The sequence below is a fragment of the Clostridium estertheticum genome (genome assembly GCF_026650985.1).
GTDB lineage: Bacteria > Bacillota > Clostridia > Clostridiales > Clostridiaceae > Clostridium_AD > Clostridium_AD estertheticum_C.
Genome location: NZ_CP086239.1, coordinates 2,166,235 through 2,188,544 on the forward strand (window position 1 = coordinate 2,166,235; position 22,310 = coordinate 2,188,544).

The 22,310-nt window shown below is 29.7% G+C and carries 25 protein-coding genes; 14 read left to right on the forward strand and 11 right to left on the reverse strand.

All coding sequences use genetic code 11. The features are described from left to right. Positions 1 to 107: 107 nt before the first annotated feature. Entirely contained in the window at positions 108 to 752 is a 645-nt protein-coding gene (locus LL038_RS10485; RefSeq protein WP_216125407.1) for a hypothetical protein, read from the reverse strand. 181 nt (positions 753 to 933) lie between these two features. Further along, on the reverse strand, positions 934 to 1,578 hold the full coding sequence (locus tag LL038_RS10490; protein WP_216125406.1) for a CPBP family intramembrane glutamic endopeptidase: 645 nt from the start codon (positions 1,576 to 1,578) through the stop codon (positions 934 to 936). Positions 1,579 to 2,008: 430 nt separating this feature from the next. On the opposite strand from LL038_RS10490, the gene LL038_RS10495 reads away from it, so the two are divergent. Then, positions 2,009 to 2,287 (forward strand): hypothetical protein, encoded by a 279-nt coding sequence (locus LL038_RS10495; protein ID WP_216125405.1) that lies wholly within the window; start codon positions 2,009 to 2,011, stop codon positions 2,285 to 2,287. Between the two features lie 464 nt (positions 2,288 to 2,751). Here the strand turns inward: LL038_RS10495 and LL038_RS10500 are convergent, their stop codons facing one another. From LL038_RS10500 to LL038_RS10525, 6 genes are all read right to left on the reverse strand, one after another. Further along, complete coding sequence (locus LL038_RS10500; protein WP_216125404.1) at positions 2,752 to 3,777, reverse strand: sensor histidine kinase; 1,026 nt, start codon at positions 3,775 to 3,777, stop codon at positions 2,752 to 2,754. Between the two features lie 2 nt (positions 3,778 to 3,779). Beyond that, positions 3,780 to 4,952, reverse strand: coding sequence for an FIST signal transduction protein (locus LL038_RS10505; RefSeq protein WP_216125403.1), 1,173 nt, complete (start codon positions 4,950 to 4,952; stop codon positions 3,780 to 3,782). A gap of 23 nt (positions 4,953 to 4,975) precedes the next feature. Continuing rightward, entirely contained in the window at positions 4,976 to 5,998 is a 1,023-nt protein-coding gene (locus LL038_RS10510) for a response regulator (RefSeq protein WP_216125402.1), read from the reverse strand. Positions 5,999 to 6,001: 3 nt separating this feature from the next. Next, positions 6,002 to 7,171 carry an HDOD domain-containing protein gene (locus LL038_RS10515; RefSeq protein ID WP_216125401.1) on the reverse strand — a complete coding sequence of 390 codons (1,170 nt, stop codon included), beginning with the start codon at positions 7,169 to 7,171 and terminating at the stop codon, positions 6,002 to 6,004. A gap of 254 nt (positions 7,172 to 7,425) precedes the next feature. Next, positions 7,426 to 8,799 (reverse strand): HAMP domain-containing sensor histidine kinase, encoded by a 1,374-nt coding sequence (locus tag LL038_RS10520; protein WP_216125399.1) that lies wholly within the window; start codon positions 8,797 to 8,799, stop codon positions 7,426 to 7,428. A gap of 12 nt (positions 8,800 to 8,811) precedes the next feature. Beyond that, entirely contained in the window at positions 8,812 to 9,477 is a 666-nt protein-coding gene (locus tag LL038_RS10525) for a response regulator transcription factor (protein WP_216125397.1), read from the reverse strand. 191 nt (positions 9,478 to 9,668) lie between these two features. Here LL038_RS10525 and LL038_RS10530 point away from each other — a divergent pair, with 191 nt between their 5' ends. From LL038_RS10530 to LL038_RS10540, 3 genes are all read left to right on the forward strand, one after another. Next, a complete protein-coding gene (locus LL038_RS10530) occupies positions 9,669 to 10,190 on the forward strand; it encodes a hypothetical protein (protein ID WP_216125396.1) in 522 nt (173 codons plus the stop codon). A 570-nt stretch (positions 10,191 to 10,760) separates the two neighbouring features. Continuing rightward, entirely contained in the window at positions 10,761 to 11,213 is a 453-nt protein-coding gene (locus LL038_RS10535; protein ID WP_216125395.1) for a MarR family winged helix-turn-helix transcriptional regulator, read from the forward strand. 71 nt (positions 11,214 to 11,284) lie between these two features. Next, positions 11,285 to 12,427 carry an alpha/beta hydrolase gene (locus LL038_RS10540; RefSeq protein WP_216125394.1) on the forward strand — a complete coding sequence of 381 codons (1,143 nt, stop codon included), beginning with the start codon at positions 11,285 to 11,287 and terminating at the stop codon, positions 12,425 to 12,427. 246 nt (positions 12,428 to 12,673) lie between these two features. Here LL038_RS10540 and LL038_RS10545 read toward each other — a convergent pair whose 3' ends face one another. Further along, positions 12,674 to 13,054 (reverse strand): DUF2085 domain-containing protein, encoded by a 381-nt coding sequence (locus tag LL038_RS10545; protein WP_216125393.1) that lies wholly within the window; start codon positions 13,052 to 13,054, stop codon positions 12,674 to 12,676. Next, positions 13,054 to 13,239, reverse strand: coding sequence for an LITAF-like zinc ribbon domain-containing protein (locus LL038_RS10550; protein ID WP_216125392.1), 186 nt, complete (start codon positions 13,237 to 13,239; stop codon positions 13,054 to 13,056). Before LL038_RS10550 ends, LL038_RS10545 begins: the two co-directional genes overlap by 1 nt. A gap of 420 nt (positions 13,240 to 13,659) precedes the next feature. Here LL038_RS10550 and LL038_RS10555 point away from each other — a divergent pair, with 420 nt between their 5' ends. The 7 genes from LL038_RS10555 (at position 13,660) to LL038_RS10585 (ending at position 18,000) form a co-directional block, all read left to right on the forward strand. Beyond that, on the forward strand, positions 13,660 to 14,226 hold the full coding sequence (locus LL038_RS10555; protein ID WP_216125390.1) for a DUF4256 domain-containing protein: 567 nt from the start codon (positions 13,660 to 13,662) through the stop codon (positions 14,224 to 14,226). A gap of 574 nt (positions 14,227 to 14,800) precedes the next feature. Beyond that, positions 14,801 to 15,019: a hypothetical protein gene (locus LL038_RS10560; RefSeq protein WP_216125388.1), complete on the forward strand. Its 219-nt coding sequence runs from the start codon at positions 14,801 to 14,803 to the stop codon at positions 15,017 to 15,019. 441 nt (positions 15,020 to 15,460) lie between these two features. Further along, entirely contained in the window at positions 15,461 to 16,252 is a 792-nt protein-coding gene (locus tag LL038_RS10565; RefSeq protein WP_216125386.1) for an alpha/beta hydrolase, read from the forward strand. Between the two features lie 28 nt (positions 16,253 to 16,280). Then, on the forward strand, positions 16,281 to 16,760 hold the full coding sequence (locus tag LL038_RS10570; protein ID WP_309245096.1) for an HTH domain-containing protein: 480 nt from the start codon (positions 16,281 to 16,283) through the stop codon (positions 16,758 to 16,760). 29 nt (positions 16,761 to 16,789) lie between these two features. Beyond that, positions 16,790 to 16,930 (forward strand): hypothetical protein, encoded by a 141-nt coding sequence (locus LL038_RS10575; RefSeq protein ID WP_216125385.1) that lies wholly within the window; start codon positions 16,790 to 16,792, stop codon positions 16,928 to 16,930. 94 nt (positions 16,931 to 17,024) lie between these two features. Beyond that, the gene (locus LL038_RS10580) at positions 17,025 to 17,432 is read left to right on the forward strand and encodes a hypothetical protein (protein WP_216125384.1); all 408 of its coding nucleotides are present in this window, start codon (positions 17,025 to 17,027) and stop codon (positions 17,430 to 17,432) included. Between the two features lie 94 nt (positions 17,433 to 17,526). Beyond that, the gene (locus tag LL038_RS10585; RefSeq protein ID WP_216125383.1) at positions 17,527 to 18,000 is read left to right on the forward strand and encodes an NUDIX hydrolase; all 474 of its coding nucleotides are present in this window, start codon (positions 17,527 to 17,529) and stop codon (positions 17,998 to 18,000) included. Positions 18,001 to 18,209: 209 nt separating this feature from the next. Here the strand turns inward: LL038_RS10585 and LL038_RS10590 are convergent, their stop codons facing one another. Further along, complete coding sequence (locus LL038_RS10590) at positions 18,210 to 18,902, reverse strand: hypothetical protein (RefSeq protein ID WP_216125382.1); 693 nt, start codon at positions 18,900 to 18,902, stop codon at positions 18,210 to 18,212. A gap of 323 nt (positions 18,903 to 19,225) precedes the next feature. Between LL038_RS10590 and LL038_RS10595 the strand changes: the two genes are divergently transcribed. From LL038_RS10595 to fmt, 3 genes are all read left to right on the forward strand, one after another. Continuing rightward, on the forward strand, positions 19,226 to 19,735 hold the full coding sequence (locus LL038_RS10595; RefSeq protein ID WP_216125381.1) for an AAA family ATPase: 510 nt from the start codon (positions 19,226 to 19,228) through the stop codon (positions 19,733 to 19,735). Between the two features lie 471 nt (positions 19,736 to 20,206). Further along, positions 20,207 to 21,055, forward strand: coding sequence for an MBL fold metallo-hydrolase (locus LL038_RS10600; RefSeq protein WP_216125380.1), 849 nt, complete (start codon positions 20,207 to 20,209; stop codon positions 21,053 to 21,055). 66 nt (positions 21,056 to 21,121) lie between these two features. Further along, positions 21,122 to 22,075 carry a methionyl-tRNA formyltransferase gene (gene fmt / locus LL038_RS10605; protein ID WP_216125378.1) on the forward strand — a complete coding sequence of 318 codons (954 nt, stop codon included), beginning with the start codon at positions 21,122 to 21,124 and terminating at the stop codon, positions 22,073 to 22,075. Positions 22,076 to 22,310 lie beyond the last annotated feature (235 nt).

A 22,310-nucleotide genomic window follows, 5' to 3' on the forward strand; every position in this document is an offset into this window, starting at 1 on the left:
TGCTATCGAACCATTTTCAGAAAATGATGATTAAATTGAAAGAGTTCACATAGACGACATGTGAACTCTTTTTATGCTTTCAACCACAAATTTCGATTACCTCTTTATTAACCATGGTATCTTCCTGTTCTTGAATTTACTCCAACATAAGCAAACAATTTTCCGTTATTCATAATGTATGCTTGGTATTCATCACCTCCTACATACTTATAGCTAACAATCTTATTTCCATATTGATTGTACACAGCTTTTTCAAATACAGCTTTCCAGTCACTCTGAATTGGTGCATTTAAAGTTATATATCTAGCAAAAGCAGGTATATTCCCTTTAATACCTTTGTCAGACAAATACTGCTTATACATACTTTCCATATTAACCCTATTTAATAATGTTGTATCCCATATAATTTTTTGTGCTTCAGTTTTACTTCCTTGACCGCTTACAATGTAAGCTTTAGTTTTTGCAGAAATATCAGCATAATTTATAGTATCAACTTTGCTAGGTTTTACAGCTGTGCTTACTGGTGTACTTTTCTTTGTTGATGTACTTTGGGTCGGTATAGTGTTTTTGGCAACAGAAGGTACTGTAGTACTAGTACCTTTTGATTTAGATTGTTGTGGGTTAGTTTGTGGTTTTGTAGCAGTTTGTGCCATTTTAGTAGTAGAGACTGGTTGCACAACTTGCTTACTTCCACACCCTGCCATAAGAATACTTAAAAATACTAATGAAAATGCTATTAATTTTTTATTCATTACATTGCTTCCTTTCAAAAATATAATTGAACAATATATACAATATTACTAAGCTATTCTATTTGCTACATATCAAGTACCCCCATATCATTAGATATGGGGGTACTTGAGACGAAATATAGGAGTATTATGTCTTATATTTCACCTTACTACGGAGTTTTCTCATACTCATTATGTTTGATTAAATAAGTAAAAGAATAAATGTCCCAATGACATTTGCTAAAAAATGTGAAATAGTGCATGAGTAAATATTTTTAGTTTTTTGATAAATCACACCATAAATAATATTATCTATAAAAATAAAAAACGAGATATAAATAAGACCTAAAATAGGGACAGCCGAAAAATTTCCTATGGCAAAAAATAATGAAGTAATGATGATAGCCCAAATTGGTTTTGTAGTATTGCAAAGCTTAGCCTGGAAAAACCCTCTAAATGCTATTTCCTCAACAAATGCTAAAATCAATAATTTAGGTATCTGTAAAAACAAGTTACCAAATGATAACATCGGTTTTGTGTCTGAAGCATATAAGTAGACCTCTGGTAGGACAAATTTAAACAAACTAATTGATACAATACCCGAAACAACAGGAATCAAAATTAACCACCAATATTTTTTTATATCAGATAAAATATTTTTTGGAATAAAACCGATGTCTTCCATTTTCCTTTTGTTCCTTTTGCTTTCAATAAATAAATACAATATTGAAAAAAGAATAGTTAATTTTAAGCCAACAACATTGGTCAAACCTACACTTGTCAAGCATAGAAATCCAAAAATTACAATTGGAATATAAGTTTTCAATAATTCATTTTCATTTCTCATTCAAATACTCCTTTTCACATTATTTATAATATTTACTTTGCCATATTTTACAATCCCGACTAATAATATATATATATAATTATACCATAATTTCCATAAATTAAGTATAATTAAAATTCTTTTTAAATGAGCAATAACCTCAAAGTGAAGGTAGCTCAATTGAGTTACCTTCGCATTGGTGCTATTGCGTGTTCTTTAATCTTTGTAAATATAATATATATTTACGTTCTTATATAGAATTTAATGTATAATCATATAAATATTTCATTAATAATCACTCCCTCAAATTTGTTTCAAAACAAAAAAATCTTCTTACCCAATTCTATATTCTGTGATAAAAAATTGATTTTTGTCTGTAAATTTACTATACTACTTATATTATTGTTTAATTTATTTTAAATAATATTTAATTAAAGAGGGGGTACAAAAGATGAGTAATTTTGATGAATATATCATAATTGATAAGAAAGAATTAAAAAAATGGAGAATCATTGGTGTAATTGTATACATGATTTGGTTTTTCTTTGGTGGAGAAATAATAGAAAGTATAGGTTTTTCTATTGAAGGGATTGGTTTTATAATATATGTTATTTCATATTACATTCCTTATTTCTTTTTAGAACGTATATTATATAGACCAACCTTCTTTGAAAAAATTTATGGTGTAAAATGGAGTAAAGAATCAGAGGCTCGTATTCATAGCAAATAGATATTCTTGATTTAGAAAAAGTTGATGATATAAAAAAATACTTATAGGAAAACAAGTGAAACAGATCCGATGAGATTCTTATCTGTTTCACTTGTTTTTTTGTAGGTAACTTAAAATTAAAACATTAAAAATTTTAGGTTACATTGCTTTCTTATTCTACTAATTATTTCTTTAGCTTTATTTGTTTGACCTTTTATTTTTTGAATTATAACATCGCTCTCACCATCATCAATGGTTTTCTTAATAGTGCATTAGTTTATAGAGGCTATTATCTGTCTTTTTCAATGTATCATTTAACTATGGTCTTATGCTACACGAGTAGTACACATAACACGGATAACCATGTGCTACTATTAGGGAACGAGCCAACCCTTATCTATTGATCCAGTTAATCTAACTTCATATACAATATTATAATCACAAAGAGCAAATGCATCTTTTCGGATTTTTTTCAAATACTTATCTTAGTCTCTCACCTTTGGTATCTGTAAAATAAAAGTAGTACCTTTACCTATTTCACTTCTTACATCAATTTTTCCTTTGTGTTTATTAACTATAATATCATAGGCAATACTTAACCCTAGGCCTGTACCCTCGCCTACTTTCTTTGTAGTATAAAAAGGATCAAATATTTTCAATAAACTTTCCTCAGGTATACCGATGCCACTATCTTCTACCTCAAGAACTACGGAATCATCATTTTCATAAGTGGCAATTCTTATAGTACCATGCTTACCTGTACTATTTATTGCATGCACCGCATTAATTATGATGTTTAATATAACTTGATTAATTTCACCACCTAAGGCTTTGATAACTGGTAAATCTGACAGCTGTAATACCAATTTCACAGTATATTTTATACTGTTATTAGCAATTAACAAAGTGCTTTCAACTCCTTGATTTAGCTCATAGTCAACAAAATCTTGTGCAAAATCAATTCTTGAAAAATCCTTAAGCCCCTGTACAATTTTCACAATGCGATGTAATCCCTCAGTAGACTCATCCATTAGTTCTTTAATATCTTTATTGATATATTCAAATTTATTTTGTTTTTCAAATGAATTAATTTTAGTAATCATATTGGCATATTCCTCTGTAGGGTTATAAATCGGAATATTAGTCATTTCCTTATAAAGGGATAAAGCCATCAAATATTTGTTAATATACTTATTTAGTGTATTAATATTGCTATTAATATATCCTAAAGGGTTATTTATTTCATGTGCTATTCCCGCTGCAAGTTGACCTATGCTAGCCATTTTTTCCCTTTGGAGTAATTCCACTTGAGTTCTCCTAAGTTCAGCTATCATTTCAGACAGCTCTTTTGAACTCAATTCTAATGAGCGCTCCACCATTAATTTGTCGTCATCATTTTGTTTGTAGGCCTCATCAATTGCAGTTATAAAATCCTTTAAATTATCTGGTATTTCAGTTAGTCCTAAATGTTTTTTAAATTGCCTCTTAAGTAGCTTATGAAGTTCAACCATTGCTATACCTCCGTTATTGTAGTAATTGTCATGGTTTGATTATGAAATTCGCAACCTTTACCCAATTTATACACATTTTCCCCATCTTTGTGAAAAATTTGGGTATAGGGTGATATCTCACCATAAGAATAAAAACCCGTAAACATACAATCTTCACCTAAAATATCCCTTACAACTTCTATTTCTTCTTCGATTCTTTGCTTAAGCACCATTTTCCTGCCAACACAACTAATTAAAATTGCAAGTTGTGGTGAATCCTCCATAGAATGCCTACTTAGCTCAGCAGCTTCCATAGCTCCATTTACTAGCCTGTCGAAATTAGCCTTCATAAGCTTAGCATAGTAGCCTTGAGGTACATCACCTACAAACATCAGACCATTATCCTCATATTTAGCTCCAAATGTACTACGAACTACTCCCTCATTACTATCCTTAGACCGGATACTGAGTGGAAATAACAATGCAGAGGCTGGGAGGTCCTTCGCATAATCACCTAAATAAGTCTTGTACAATTCCAGTGCTGATTTCCCATCCATTTCATACAGGATATTGTTTTTGGACTTAGTTATCAGCCTTTCTGGTCCAAAAGAATCCCATCCACCCATTGAGCCATAACCTATTCTAATATTATCCCCATAAAATCCAATCACTGATATCATATTCTCTTTTGCATAGCAATTTGCTATAACCTTAGTTTTTTCAAATAATATACCATCACCCGCAAGCCCTCCGGTTATGGATATATCACTTGGAAGCATCGCCTTCATCCCTTTAATAAATTCACTACCATTTATATTCAACCCTTCTGATATTACAAAAACATGAGTTAGCTTCTCTTTCTTCAATTTTTTTGCAAGCCTACATCCTACCTCATAACTATCCTCTACATTATTTAACATTTCTGTAGCGCATTCAATAGAAGTTGATTCAAAAGATATTGCTGTGGAAATGAGGGTGTCGTCAACAACCTCCGTATCATATATTTCCCCCGAAGTACTACATCCAATTAAATAAGCTAATGGATATCTTTGCTTTATGCTATCAATAAAATTATCATTACTAATTAATTCTCTGGATCCAAAAATCATTACAAGATGCGCCACTTTAAATTCATCATTCTTTTTATAAATTTGAAAATCATCAGGTGTTTTCCATTTTATTTGCTCTAGTTTCATTTTAGTCATCCTTTCTTAATAATTTAATCTTTGTTGGCAAAGCCTATACTCATTATGTTACATGCTTCTGGATAAAAATTTACTTCTCCATTAATGGTTAATAACATTTTTTCAATAATTGAATAAAATAACTTCATACCTACATTTTCAATATAATTATTATAAAAATCAAAACTTGTATGTGTTATTATTATCGCAAATTTGGGACTGCTCTTTATGGAAATTACAAGATTGTCTAATTTAAAGGAATTTATTAAAAAATTAATACTTTCTATAACTATGAATTTTATCAATTTATAATCTAAGATATAAGTAAAGTCTTCATTATCCACATTTATTAATGCATTTGCCAATACAAGCATATTTAAATCTACTTTAAATCTTTTGAGATTAAATCTCTCCTTGTCTACTAGTGATTTATTTAAATAATTAATATATAAATCTCCTATTAACTTATTATAATAGGTAATCTTTTCTATTTCATTATAGTTCTCCTTTAACTCTTCTAAATAGGTACTTTCTACCTTCATAATGAATTTGCTTACATTTTTAATATTGCTTACGGTCTGGGACATTTGATTTACTAAATTCTTGTTTAGTTCCAAGCTTTTCTCATACAGTTTATTTTTCATCTCTAATTTATCCTTTAATACTTTACTCTCTGTTATAATATTATAGTAACTTATTGCATCACGTAACGCAGGAAGTAATTCTGCATCATCATCCCACGGTTTGGTTACATATCTAAAAACACCAACGCTATTAACAGTTGCAAGAATTTGAGGAAGCTGTGTATACCCTGATAATACTATCCTTATAGTATTAGGTGATATTTCTTTAACTCTTTTCAATAGCTCAAGCCCACTCATGTTAGGCATTTTCATATCAGTAACTATTACACTAATAGCGTTTTCTTCAAAATACTTAAGAGCTATTTCTCCACTCATGGCGAGTAACGGTTCAATTTCTTCATCAATTATACTTCTCTTTATTGAGTTTAATATATGCAGTTCATCATCTACAAACAGTACTTTTGTTTTATTCATTTTCTACACCTCAAATGTTTTATTTTTAAAAAAATCATTTATATCACTTTCAGTTACCCCTAAATAATCAAAAGCCTCTTCTTTCACTTGAGTAACGAATTTAGTATTTAAATATTTCCAAGAATAATAATCAGCCAAGTGAACTAGACATACTATCTCTTTAAATTGCTTTGAGCTTTCTTCAGGGGTATGATGATTCAACGCCACTTCAACTATAGATGCAGGTAATTCCCAATAATTCAAAAGAATAGACCCTATTTCTTCATGATTAAAATCAAATGTACTTTTTTCAATTGCGGATAAAATAATTTCAGAGTTATCCTCTTTCATTGATATCACCTTATTGTATTGTCTATCAAATATTTTTAATAAAACTACCTTTCCTATATCGTGTAATAACCCAGCTGTAGCATAGATATCTGGTATTCTATTTTTATATATGTGTTCATACAACTTTATCGTTAGGATATTAGTTAAACTTGAATGTTTCCACAACAAATTTTCATAAAAACCATCTTTTAGGTCAAAAACTTGTGAGGTTATTATTATTGATTTTAAATTTACTAACCCCAGGTTAAGTACTGCCGCTTTTATTGAACCAGTTTTCACTCCATAAAAAGCAGAATTCACTACCCTAAGAATTTTAGAAGCTATAACCTGATCAGTATTAATTAATTTTATAATATCATCAACTTCAGAAGTTTCATCTTCTATCAAATTACTTATTTTGTTATACACTGAGGTTAAATCGGGTAATTTATTTGATGAGTTTATTATTTCCTTTAGATTAGCATTATTCAATTTATCATTTATTTTTATAATATCGTGTATAGTATCTTCGAGTTCATTTTCTTTCCATGGTTTATTAATAAATGCTTTTGCAAGATTTGAATTTATTAGTTTAAAAATCATTTTTTGATCCGCATACCCACTTAATACAACTTTTACAATATGAGGGTACAATCTTTTCACATTTTTTAAGAGCTCAGTTCCATCCATATTGGGCATCATCATGTCTGAAACTATTATATCAACCTTGTTATCCTTAAGGAAATCTAGAGCTTCTTCACCACTCTCAACAAAAAACGAATCAAAATCTGTGTCCATAAGCTCTCTTCTTATAGATTTTAATATGGATTTGTCATCATCAACAAATAATACTAAATATGGCATAGCGTCCTCCTTTTCTCTTAATTGGACAATTAAATTACTCATAATTTGCATGTTTTGTACTGATTTTATCATATAATGCAAATTTAGAGTAGTTTATATTGAGCAAATAAACAAAAAATCTTCTTACCCTAAGATAAGAAGAACGATGACCATCTATATTTTTCTTTACTTCATAAAATTATCGTTTGAACAAAATTAAGTTAGACAATAAAACGTTATTTAAATAGGGTATAAATAATAATATTCTCATGTCTTTATTTCGTAATAATCACTATAAAGGACACACCACTATCTTCATTCTGAGCTTTTATACTGCCATTGTACATGCCCACTATTCTTTTTACAATATCCAGACCCAAACCAAAGTTACCTTCATTGCCCTTGTTAAAAGCCCAAAATATATTCTCAAGCCTATCATCAGGAATTTTTTCACCATCATTATATATAGAAATGTACTGCTGTTTATCGTCTTCATATATATTTATCCTAATTAGGTTTTTTGCATACCTTAATCCATTTTCTATTATATTTTCAAAAACCACAGTCCATTGCTCTTCATCACCAGTTACTTTAATATTTTCAATCTCAATCTCAAATTTAATCCCTTTCTTGTTATAAGCAAAACTTTCAATAATTCCTTCGGCTAAATCCTTGATATTTATTTTCTTAAATTCATTCTTATACTTGGACATATACTTGATTTTGGTTAAATAAAGTAGACCGTTTACCCTCTTTTGCATTTTTTGTGTTTCAGAATCAATAACTTTCATGGTACTTTTCAGATCTCCCTTTGGGTAAATTCCGTCTTCTACGGCATGCGCATAGCTCCTTATTACCATTAAAGGTGTCTTTAACTCGTGGGATGTCTTCTGTAGCATCATCTGTTCATATTCATCCTGCTTAACGAGTTCTTTTCTCATATCCTCAATGGATTTCGAGAGTTCTCCAATTTCATCATTTCTGTCTATATCAATACTTTCATGCCACTGTCTTATACCTATTTTTTTTACCTTGCCTTGCAATTCCCTTAGAGGTAGCACCAGCTTTTGAGCCATATATTTTGCGCCTATAAGACATATGATTAATGCAATAATCATTACAGAGAATAGCCTACCTATTAAACTCGTATACAAAGAATTTCTGTAAGTATCCCACATATAGGATATTTCGAAATTCCCTTTTTTATTGATCCCGGTTGCCCTCATTACATATAGTATTCTGCCAGAACTTGTGCTTTGAACATATCTTTGAGTGGTATTAGTTTGACTTTTCACTTGTTTTTTTAATTTCTTAAGGAAAGACTCTGCTTCAATATTATCTGGTATAATTTTTTGTATTTTCACTATATTTGCTTCAGAGTTATTATAATTTAATTTCATGTGTTTTACAGCACGGATGTCATTACTGACTGTAGCAATATTCTCCTCTTCATTAAGGTCATATCTACCTGTACTCTTTTGGATTAAGCTTTCTTGAGCCGTTTCAATAGTTTTATATATCTCATTGGTAAAGAACGATCTTATTGTTAAAGAAAAATATACTGATAATAAAACAAACACAATTATAATTACTAATGTGAATATAATCCATATTTGTGTAGCCAGGGGACGATTTTTTAATTTCTTCATAACAAGTCCTTTCTAACAGGATAGCCTGTATCCATGTCCATAGATGGTCTCTACCTTTAATTTAGGGATTTTTTTTCTAAGTCTCCTGACCAAATCATCAACTACTCTGTCACTTCCAAAATAGTTATCTCCCCATAGGTCGTTAATTATCTGCTCCCTTGTGACTGCTCCACCCTTCTTATTTATTAAAAGTAGTAACAGATCGAATTCCCCTGAGGTCATAGATACTACTTCATCATTAAACTTTACTAATCTTCTCTCTATATCAATAGTATAACCTTCAATAATTATGACTTGCTTAACCTTATCGCTGTTATAAACTCGATTTAACAATTTTTGTACTCTTATAACAAGTTCTCTTGGCATGAATGGCTTTGCGAGATAATCATCACTGCCCATTTCAAGGCCAATAATTCTATCGATATCTTGATCTCTTGCGGATATAAATATAACAGGAACATCTTTATTTTTTTCCTTTATTTCTTTTAGTAGCTGAAATCCATCTATATCAGGAAGCGTAATATCTAACACCCATAAGTCGACGTTGTTATCTATGGCATTTCTTGCGGATTGTCCATTCAGAAAAGTGGTAACCTGTAAGCCCTCATTTTGAAGGTAAGATTTCAATATATCGTTTAAGTTTTCTTCGTCCTCTACCAGATATATTTTATAACTCATAGCTTTATAAACATCTCCTTTTAATCAATTACCTTCTACAAGTATACCAAATAAAACCTTTTAAATACTAATCACGTATAATATGTGTATGATTCACACAATTCCACATAATCATTTAACTGTTATACCATATTTTGAGTATATAATTAATCTTATAACCAAATATATTAAATATTGGAGGAATAAATATTATGATAAAAAAACACATATTAGGCGCATTAGCGCTCTCAATGTTAATACCACTTGGTGTAAGTGCTCAAACATTAACAACTAAATCAGATACTAAGGCAGCAACAACTACAACTCAAAAGGATTCTGCTAAAGCCCCTTATGCAAGTCAAATAAAATTAGAAAAACAAACGATTAAGACTAACAATGAAACTAATCAGACAATTAAAACTGCTATAAAAGGGAAGCTTGTTCAAGTTAAAACTTTAATAGCACAAGATAAGCCTAACAAAACTTTAAAAGCTAAAAAAGACGCTTTAAAAGCTCAACGAGCTCTTATAAAAGCTGACAAAACTGCATTAAAAGGTATTGATGTAAAATTAGTTGCTGATAAAAAAATTGCTAAAACTGATGTAACCAACAAAAATTATGCAGCTTTAGTAAGCGACCTTAATAATATAGCTTCACTACAAACAAGCAAAACACCAATATTACAAAAATTAAGTTCTGATTTAGATACATTAATAAGTTCATTAAGCAAATAATAGAAATTAGATTAAGTTCTAGAAAAGATATTAATAATGAGGCAGCTATCTTTAATATCGTTACTAAAGCAGGATATAATCGTAATTGTATTAAATTTGATGTAAACGCCAAAGATATACCAGCTCTATAATCAAAGCGTTTCTATATGTTATAAATATATATTTTATGGTGAACTAGTAAATTATGCCGACACAAGTAAACCCATATCTAAATTGATATGGGTTTACTTTATTAATCGAGTATTGATATTCTGAATTTAGAACAATACCAATTGAGTTACATTCACTTTGATTCTATTGGTCATTCTTAACTATTATAAATATACTCTATCTGGTGTACATATAGTACCTTCAGGAATGTTTAAGTGACCAGCACTATCTAATTTAGAATTTTTACCATGGATTGCAAATTTAGAATAATTCTTTGAAATTCATCTCTGCATCCCCATGAGATATCCCAGGGTAAGACAATTCATAATTTTATTTAAAAAAATAGTTGCAAAAGGTTTTATATAGTACTATAATCTAAAAATAGTACTATATAAAACTTTTTTGAATCCGGAGGTTAAAATGAATATTATAAAAGGAGCTACTATTTTATTATCAGCATCAATTGATACATCATTAAATAGAATTCTATCAAGAAAGCATAGAGAATCAGATATCGATACTTTAACAGCAGCACAAGCACGTCTCTTATTCTTACTTTGGAGAAAAGATGAAATATCTATAAAAGAAGTCTCTAGAATTACTCATCTTCAAAAGTCAACCTTAAGCAGTACATTAGCCAAACTAGAAAAAGCTGGCCATATTACTCTTATACCATGTGAATCTGATAAGCGTAAAACCCTAGTTAAGGTAATAAATAGAGATGATAACCTAGTGGCTTTAAATAAAAAAATTATAGATGAAGCTGGAGATATTTTTTATAATGGCTTTAGTGATGATGAAGTAGCATTATATGAAAGTTTCTTAAAAAGAACTCTTGATAATTTAATAGAATTTCAAAATAAAAAAAAATAAGTTTCAACGTTATGCTTAAATTAAAAATAATTATTTTTTTGTAATCACATATAATCATGAGGAGGGAAATTATGAATAGAAAAATTAAAATTATAACCATATCACTTTTATTAATATCAACCTTTGCATTACCTTTAGTTGGATGTTCAAAAAAAGCTAAAACATCAGTACCAACTGCTACCGCAACTACAGATCAAACTAGCATGGCAGCAACATATAAAGATGTAGTTTTTGCTAATGTAACTAATGATAATGGAGCTAAAAGAGATTTAAAAATGAACATTTTTAAACCACAAGGTGCAACTAAAGCCACTCCTGTTCTTGTGTATATACACGGAGGTGGATGGGCTATGGGTGACTATCAAGTTGATGATGCTCCTAAAAATCCTTCAACTACTTCCCCTGCAAAAACTAAACCTGCAGCAAAACCAACAGGTAAAGCCACTGATCAAATAGCTGGCGATTCAGCATATAAAGTTTTTAAAAGAGTTTTAAATAGCGGGATTACTTTTGTATCTATAGATTACCGTTTAAATTCAGAAGCTGCCTTTCCAGCACAAAGCTATGATATTAAAGGCGCTATTAGATACATACGTGCTCATGCTAAAGAATATGGTATTGATCCAGATAAAATAGCAGTATGTGGAAATTCTGCCGGTGGACATTTAGCTACCGAGCTTGCTACTACTGGTGGTATAAAAGAACTTGAGGGCAAAGTTGGAGGTAATCTTGATTATTCAAGTAAAGTAATGGCTTGTGTTGATTTTTATGGTCCAACAGATTTGTTGACAATGGCAAATGAGATGGACCTATCTCTCCAACCTCACAAAGAGGCAGTAGAAACACATGATTCTCCAAAATCAAATGAATCTATATTACTTGGATTTAGTAAAGAAGGACAAGGTGTAGGTGTTCTTAGAGACATTAGAGATAAAAATGAAACTAATTCCCCTTATTGGGATAAAGTAAAGTTAGCTGAACTTGCTAGCCCTATAAATAATGTAACTTCAGACGATCCACCAATGTTTATAGCACATGGCGGACATGATAGTTTAGTACCAATTCAGCAAAGTTTAAGACTTAAAGATGCTCTTATCAAGGCTGGAGTTGAAAATATTTTTATGTCTAACTCTAAAGCACCTCATGGAAGTCAAGGTGAAGATGTAAATAATGCCGCTATAACTTGGATAACAAATAAATTACTTGCTAAGTAATAATTAATTTTATTCTAAATAAAATACAAATAAGCCGCATATGGATATTACTAACATGCGACTTATTTGCATTTTTTTATATTATAAAACCTTAAATCTACCTTATCGCCAAGAGCATCCTTTACTAAATACAAAGCCTCAGGCTGAACCAACAGTTGGATTTTTATACTGAATGTCAGTCTTCGTACCAGCATATCCCTTTTCTATCATCTATTTTCAAAGCCCTGGCGAACCAGAACAAAAATCCTATAAACGTATCAATGCCAATAAAAATTTAAATATATTAAAATATAAGCCCATAAGTCCTATACCAGCGATATTACCAGTAATAAATCTTCTGAAATTTGTAGATTCCTTAATGTTTAAAAATTGAATTAACCAATCACATAACATAATAACCAAAAATAAAAAACAAATATATAATTTTAAAACTGTATTTGTTAAAAAAAATGGTATTGCAATAATTTGTCCCAAATAAATACCTGTACACCTTGCACATACTGGAAATTGCATATCAAAAAAGCGAAAACTTCTTTCGGGCATCTGGTGACATCCACCTGCAGCTCCTAGCTTATAAAGAAATAGCCATGTCTTTTTAATACAATCTGGATAATCAATGAATTCCATCAATTCAATACATGTCCACAATTAGTACAAACTCTTTTTATTTTGCTTTTCCCCATACCGCAAAGTCCGCATAATAAACCTACCCACCCAAAGATTATGAATCCACAGCATCCTTTCCCTGCCCCAAAACCCTTTGATTGAGATACTACTTGAATATTCTCACTCCCACAATTAGGACACGCCACGACAAGTTCCCCCTTAAAATTTCATCTTATATAAACTATTCTACATCTAGTAAAAAAAGCCTTCATATTTCTCAAATTAATTCAATTCTTTTCCTAATAATTTGTCAATGAGGCTGCCTATGCAATTACTTATATCTTTTGGAATAAGCACCAACGGGTAAGATAAGAGGAACGATGAACATCTATATTTTTCTTCACTTCCTTATCGTGTTTTAGCTAAAACACCTTACATAAAGTGCAGGTTGTTATAGGGTCATAAATCTAAATCTCTACCCTAATTCTTTATATAAAGGTATTTATTAACATATAACGATTATTGATGATAAGAAACCTCTGAGATATAATATTTTTTATGTTATATTATAGTATTTTAGAGGGACAATAAATAATATAAAAGCTTAATTACGAGGAGGTTTCACTTTGGAATATGAAAAAAGGGAGTTGTCACCAGAACAACGTGAAGAACTACTCAGAGCATTGAAAGCCCGTTTTGAGAAAAACATGAACCGCCATAGATGTATTGAATGGGCTAAATTAGAAGAAAAGCTGGAAGCCAATACTCAAAAACTGTGGTCACTCAATGAAATGGAACGAACTGGCGGTGAACCAGATGTTGTTGGTCATGATAATAAGACGGGCGAATACATTTTTTATGATTGTTCAGCGGAAAGTCCTAAAGGCCGTAGACATATTTGTTACGACCGTGAAGCGCTGGAGTCAAGGAAAGAACATAAACCGGAAAATAGCGCTATTGATATGGCGGCTACCATGGGCATCGAGCTTTTAACGGAAGAACAATATCGAGAGCTGCAGAAACTTGGAAATTTCGATACGAAAACATCGAGCTGGTTGAAAACACCTTCTGAGATTAGAAAACTCGGTGGTGCCATATTTGCTGATTTCCGCTACGGCAATGTCTTCGTTTATCATAATGGTGCGGAATCTTATTATGGAGGCAGGGGGTTTCGTTGCTCCATCAGGATCTAAATTTTGAACAAACAACGAAGTTAGGTGTTCCTTGTTGCATGTTACGTAGACGAAGCTTTTATAAAACCTCAATTTATGAATACTAGCAAATAAGAAATTTGATTTAACAGATATAATATATTTCAAATAAAATATTTGATTTTGTCTTATTACAGTATTAGTAAGTTGCTTTATATCTAATATGTAGAAAAAAATGTTATAATTTAAGTGTAGCCTGTATATATTTTAATAATACAATAAATACAGGCATGTATTCTATTGCTCATCAATCAAAAATACATGATACTTAAACATTTTTAGAAAATTGAGAAGATTATTTTTATTGGGAGGATTTGGTCTGCTCGGCATAATAATTCCGTTTGTGATATTTAGCACATTCGGAATACTAAGTTTGTTCTTTGCTTTTTTCCCTGCATTAATTGGACTTATAATTGGCATGATTATCAAAGCTAAAACAAAAAAACGAAAAAAATAATTCGAATATTCCGGAGCCTGCATATTTATCAAACATGATTTGTATGCTATCTGATGGTATATGTATATATGAATTTTATCTTTTTAGGGGGAAAGTATTATGAAGCAGATTAAAAAATATAATTTTTGGGTTATTTTTATAAGTTGGTTCATTACATTTATTATAGGTTTTGCTGTGGGTGATTATTTGGGACTTAAAGGAAGAATATTTTCATTAGATTCTTTTTTACGTTTTGGAATATTAATGATTACCTTTACTATTATACAATTCCTTGTTTCAAAGATTATATATGTATGGAACAAAAACAAAAATAAATAGCGATATATTGATAACTAAAAACCATTAATGAATAATAGTAATGAATTATGCATCAAATAATATTTTAACAAAGTTGAAGATATGAATCATTTTAAAATACCTATCGAGAAATATTTATCATATAAATGTGAAGTTGAACAGTGCGGAGTTTAAATGTAACTTTATAAATAATTTATATTAAGTTAGTACACTACATTCTTCTATTTCGTCACAAGTACCCCTATATCTAATGATATTGGGGTACTTGCTTTTAGTTCATATTAATATTCTGAAAGTAACTCAATGGTAATTGAGTTACTTTCACTTTGAGGCTATATAACATTCTTTAATCATTGTGAATATGCTTTATTTTTTAAATTATGGTATTATTAGTATAATTAAATAGTCTATGTCGCATTTGTAAAATTGTACAAATTTAATTCTAAATGAGGTGGTACAAAAATGAATAAATCAAAAGTAGAAAAAATAAATTTTTATAGCGATGTACTTGGTAAAGAAATGTCAATGTTGGTATATTTACCTGAATGCTATAATAATTCAACTCCTCTGCCTGTATTATATTTTCTACATGGAAGAAGTGGGGACGAAAATATAATGTTTGAAATGGGAATAAACACTAAAGCTGATCAGATGATAAAAGATGGTGATATTAATCCTATGATAATTGTATGTCCAAGAATTGAAAACAGCAGGGGATTGAATTCGTCCTTAATCTGTAAAGAAGTGTCTGACCTTGGGGATAATAATAGAATCATAAATATAGGAATGTATGAAGATTACTTTATGAAAGAGATAATATTTTTAACAGATAAAACTTTTAATACTATAAACGATAGAAAAGGAAGATATATCGGAGGGGCATCCGCTGGTGGCTATGCAGCCCTTCACCATGCATTTCGACATCAACATATGTTTTTAAAAGTAGGAGGGCATATGCCTGCTTTAGAACTAGAACTTGAAAATGAAGACAAGCCATATTTTAAAGACATGGGTGTATGGGAAAAATATGATCCACTATATGTTGCAAGAAACAATACTATTTTATTTGATATGGATGTTTATCTTGATGCCGGAAATAATGATGAAGGTAGATTTTACGAAGGCTGTTCCATTTTACATGAAATATTGAAAGAAAAAGGCATAAATTCTCAAAATCATGTATTCCAAGGTAATCATAGTGCTGAATATATACAATCAAATATTGAAAAATATTTAAAATTTTATGGATGTTAAAATATTATGGAAGTAAAGGTGAATATATATGGATATGGATATGGATATGGATATGGATATTAAAATTATAAGGCAAAGTGTAAGTAAAAATATAAATCAGAATGATTGTATTATTAGGGGAGATATACAAAATCTGATTAATAATTATAAAATCGAAGTGAAATCTTTGAGTAAAATAACTGGACTAGATTATGTATGGTTAAAAGATTTTATGGATGGGGAAAATAATTCAAATATTCCGGAGCCTGCACATTTATCAAACATGATTTATATGCTATCTGATGGTATATTGATGATAAATGAAGATGACAGAATTAAAGGAGTAATCGATGTATTAATAAGTGGGTTTGAAATTAAATATGAAACCTTAGCGATATATGCAAAACTTGAGTTAGAGGATGTTCAAAATTTTATGGATGATACAAATTCCATCTCCATTGAGAAAAAATATAAATTAGCAGTAGCAGTTCTATTTTTGCATTATTTATTTAAAAGATTACCTAATTAATTCGTAAATATATACTATGGGGAGGCTTTATGGAGCAAACGAATACAGTTGATATACGATTAAAGGATATTAATAATGAGGCAGCTATCCTTAATATCGTTACTAAAGCAGGATATAATCGTAATTGTATCAAATCTGATGTAAATTTCAAATGTATACCAGCTCTATAATCAAAGCGTTTCTATACATTATGAATATATGTTTTATGGCAAACTTGTAAAAAAAGTCGAAGTCAAAACTATTTATATAATTCGGAGGTTAATAATGAATACTAGTAAAATCGAATTTGATTCAGAATTTTGCAATGTAAAATACATTGTGAAGGATAATATAGTATTTCTAACTTGGAAAAAATTTTGTTGTTTAGATGATTATAGAAAACCAACAACATTTGCGTTAGGGTTAATGAGACAATATCTTAATAGCAATTTTGTGTTTGATGCAAGAAATGGATTTGAAGATTATAAAGCAGATGTTGAATGGGGATTTTCTTTTTTGCTTCCAGAAATGGCAAAAACGGATTGTAAATATGTTGTATTTATAATGAATGAAGTTAAAGAAATAGAAGAAGAACTCGATATGTGGACGAAAGAATTTAAGAATTATTTTGTTGTGAAAAAAGTAGAGAATTATTCAGAAGCAGTCGAATTTATATTAAAGAAATGCATGTAGTTTTTATTTACAGTTAATTCGTTATCTTCATATATTTGTGTCGCAACTGTAAAATGTGACGAAGCAAATTTGAAAAATTTATAGGAGGAATAGTATGAATATAAGGAAATCCGCTCGAGCAATATTAATTAATAATAAAAATAAAGTTTTGTTGTTTAGATTTAAATTTGAAAATATTAAAGGTGAAAATGTTTTATGGGTAACACCTGGCGGTGGTGTTGAGGAAGGTGAAAATTTTGAACAAGCACTAAAAAGAGAATTGTTTGAAGAAACTGGATTGACGCTTAATTCAGTAGGACCTTGGATATGGACAAAAGAAGTGATTTTTGAAGGTAAAGAGAAAGATTTCGTTAGTTATGAAAGGTATTATCTTATTAAAATCGATAATACAGACATTTCTTTTGAAAATATGGCACTTAATGAGGTAAGAACTTTAAAGGGGTTTAAATGGTGGGACATAAATGAGTTATTATCGTCAACCGAAGAGTTTTTCACACCACAAATAGGGAAGCTTCTTTTAGAAATTATTAAGGGTAATATACCTAATAGTCCAATCATTATCACTTAATCTAACTTTATGTTTCTTCTTGTTTTGTGGTGAAGTTCTATATATTTAATACACACTTTTCTTATATGCCGGCTCAAGTAACCTCCTCATTTAATATGCAAATTAATTAAGTTAATAAAGCCAAAATTCGTTAAAGTCTGGTTTAACATCATTTGTTTTTTACAGTATTTATTTATTAAAACAATAAGTAACCATTAAAACCTCAAGTTTTAATGGTTACTTAAATACAAAATTAAATAATCTAATTCATAACCATCAGGTGTTGCAAGCTGTAATAATTTTTTAGAATCAGAAAAATTTCTTGTATCAAAATCTACTATTGTTAATCCCTTTCTCAATGGTACTCCAGAAAAAACAATTTGATTTTTGTAATATTTTATAGATGTAATATTAAAATTAAAAACAACAAGCCTTACAACATAAGGATATTTAATTGTAAAAGCATATTCATTGATAGGAGAAGGACCACCGGTGCCATTTGGAAGAGCTAGATAACTTGAAAGGTCATACCAATAAGATAGGCCACCCTGATAACTATAAACTATGTGTTGCTGATAAGCCATGTTTAATGGGACATAACTCCAGCGCCTTAAAGAACTATGCCAAATAGAGTCATAAGCAGGTCTTTGCCAATTCAAATTTTTGTAAGCTATTGCAAAAGGAACCTTGTTTCCTTTCTTTTGTACTAATGAAACAGGTAAAACTTTTTCTTTAAATGTACTTATGTTTCTCTCAGGCAACAATTCATAATCGTAAATAGTTTTTGGTTTTGCGGGTTCTAATAAATTTAATTTTTCCTCGCATTTCATAGGTGTATGTTCATTTTTAGCAACACCTATTTTAGTATATTGAAAAAATAGAAAAAAGCATAATATAGATATACAAAAACGCCTTTTTTTCATAATATCACTTCCCATCAACTTTAGTATGTTTCTAAAGTCGAGCTATAAATCAGTATATATTTGGGAATTTTGTTTTTATGAACTACTACATAGGATAAAAATCATCTATATTAATTTATAGGTGATTTCTTTTGTTTTTTTTATCTAATAAGTAAGCCATTAACAAAGTGAATGTAACACAATACTGATGATTGAATTACATTCACTTTGAAGCTATAAGCTATTATTTAATCATTGTAAATATAATTAATTTTAGAATTCATGGTATAATTAAATATATATTTAATGTCATACTCGTAATATATTTAGATTGGGGATGTAATTTGAAAATAGATATTATCGGGGCTGTTGGTAGTGGAAAAACCACTTTATCACGTAGGATAGCAGAAGAATTTCATATTCCTTGTTATGAACAAGACAATATAGTTTGGATGAGGACAAGAGACGGTGATGTTAGGCGTTCAGATAGTGAAAGAGAAAAAATGTTCATGGATATACTGACGAGTAAAAACTGGGTAATAGAAGGTTCACCAAGAAAATACTTTAAAAAACGTTATGAATATTGCGATTATATTATTTTTTTAGATACAAATTCATTTATACGATTGTATAGAATTTTAAGACGCTGGATTCGGCAAAGAACGGGAAAAGAATCGTATAACACCAATCCAACATTAAAGTTTTTATGGATGAATATAAAGTGGCATCATGAATTTAATAATGATAGAAAGCAGTTAATATCTGAATTATTGCAATGTGGGTTAAGATATAAAAAGTTTAAAACTGCAAATGGTGCTATAAATTTTTGCTGTAATACATACGAAATAAAATAAATTAAAGTTATGAATAGAATAAAAAGGTTAAGTTAATACGCTTCTTTCTTCTATTTCGTCACAAGTACCCCTATATCTAATGATATTGGGGTACTTGCTTTTAGTTCATATTAATATTCTGAAAGTAACTTAATGGTAATTGAGTTACTTTCACTTTGAGGCTATATGCCATGATTTAATATTTGTAAATATACTTTAATTTTTAAATTATGGTATTATTAGTATAATTAAATAGTCTATGTACCCTTGGGGGCTCTTCTTTTCTACATTATATTATGATTAAAGCAAATAAATTAATTGATTGTTGTAATTGGGGGGAATTTAAATGGAAACAAATGTGTTAATTGTTTGAAGATATACCAATACCTATAAAAAGTATTTTAGTAATGTAAAGGGAGCAGTTAAAAAGATTAAGAACATAAAGAGAAAACTTATACTTGATGAAAAAAGAAATTATTGGAGGGAAGTTACATGAAATTTAAAGTATTAGGTTCTGGAGGATGTACGTCAATACCTAGAGCAACATGTAGTTGTAAAGTATGTAAAGAAGCAAGGGAGAAGGGAACACCATACTCGCGTTTTGGTTGTTCATTATTTATAGAGGATATCAATTTGTTAATTGATACTCCAGAGGATATTAATATTTCACTAAATAAATTTGATGTAAAGAGTATTGATAATGTGCTTTATAGCCATTGGCATCCCGACCATACTCTAGGGATGAGAGTTTTTGAACAGATAAAAATAAATTGGTGTGAATTATCGGTTGGAATTAAAAATAAGAAACCTATAAATGTGTTTGGATTGGATTATGTAATTGAAGATATACGTTCAATAAAAAATAAATTCGGACCGTATGTTGAAAATTACGAAAAAAAATATAATTTAATAAAAATAAATGTTGTTGATAGAGAACTAAATATAAATGATATTAAAATTACAATCATACCTGTTAGTAATAAGATTAGCTCAGTATTTGTATTTGAGCAAAAGGATAAAAAAGTTATTTATGCACCATGTAATGTAAAACCTTTTCCAGATGAAGATTTATTTAATAATGCTAATTTATTGATAATTGGAAATACAATAACTTCAGAAGTAGCAAAAGATAATTTTATTATTGATAACGATAATGAAATGAGAAAACATTTGTTTGTTATGAATGAAATTGTTGAACTAAAAAAACAGTATAATGTCAATAAGGTTATTATCACTCATTTAGATGAGGACTGGGGATTATCATATGATGATTATTTGAAAAAAGCAAAGAATTATGACAATATAGAATTTGCGTATGATGGATTGAATATAGAAATTTAATGTGTCTCAGTAGAATATTGTGTAACTACAAAATATATTTTGTAGTTTCAAAGGGAGGTATCAATAATGAAAATAGTTTTTATGGGAACTCCTGATTTTGCAGTTCCCTCATTGAAGAAAATGATAGAGAAATATAATGTAAGTGCGATTGTAACACAACCTGATAAACCAAGTGGAAGAGGGAAAAAGGTAGCAATTTCACCAATCAAAGACGTCGGACTATTGAATCAAATTCCAATTTTTCAGCCCGAAAAAATAAGAACAGACTCTGTAATTATTGATAAATTAAAAGAAATAAAACCTGATTTTATTATTGTTGTAGCATATGGTCAAATCATAACTAAGCATATACTTGACATACCAAGACTCGGATGTATTAATCTACATGCATCTCTCCTCCCAATGTATAGGGGGTCATCACCAATAAATTGGAGTTTAATAAATGGGGAAATAACAACTGGAAATACAACTATACTAATGGATACTGGTATAGATACGGGTGATATACTTATGAGAAGTGAGTTTGACATATCTGAATCTATGACAGCAGGAGAATTGTACGAATTATTAAAAATAAACGGTGCTGAACTGTTAGAGGAAACAATAAATGGAATTATCACAGGTAAAATTTGTGGGGTAAAACAACAGAGTGATGGAAGTTCTTATGTACAGAAGTTAAACAAGCAAATGGCAAAGATTAATTGGAATGACAGTAGTATTAACATACATAATTTAATAAGAGGATTGAGTTCTTGGCCATATAAAAATATAAACTCATGGCCAACTGCTCATACTTATTATAAAGATATTCCAATTAAAATATTCAAATCCAAGTCATTAGAGGCAAATATTATTAAACCACCTGGTTATATCATAGATGCAAATAATGAAGGAATTACAGTCGCCACCAATAACGGTATTCTGATTATAGAAATATTACAGTTTCCAGGGGGAAAACCTCTTGAGGTAAAAGAATTTTTAAAAGGAAATAAAATAGAAAAAGGCATTGTATTATCATAATTGATTAATAGTCTATATAGGACTACAATACTTTGAAGAAAGAATTTTAAAACTGTACATTTACTTTTCTGGTCCTCAAATGGAATCTTTTATTCAATGGGTTTTCTCACAGACAATGCTTCATATATTTCGTCACAAGTACCCCCATATCAAAGGATATCGGGGTACTTGCTTTTAGTTCACATTAATATTCCGAAAGTGACTCAATGGTCGTATTCGTAAATAGGCACTAATA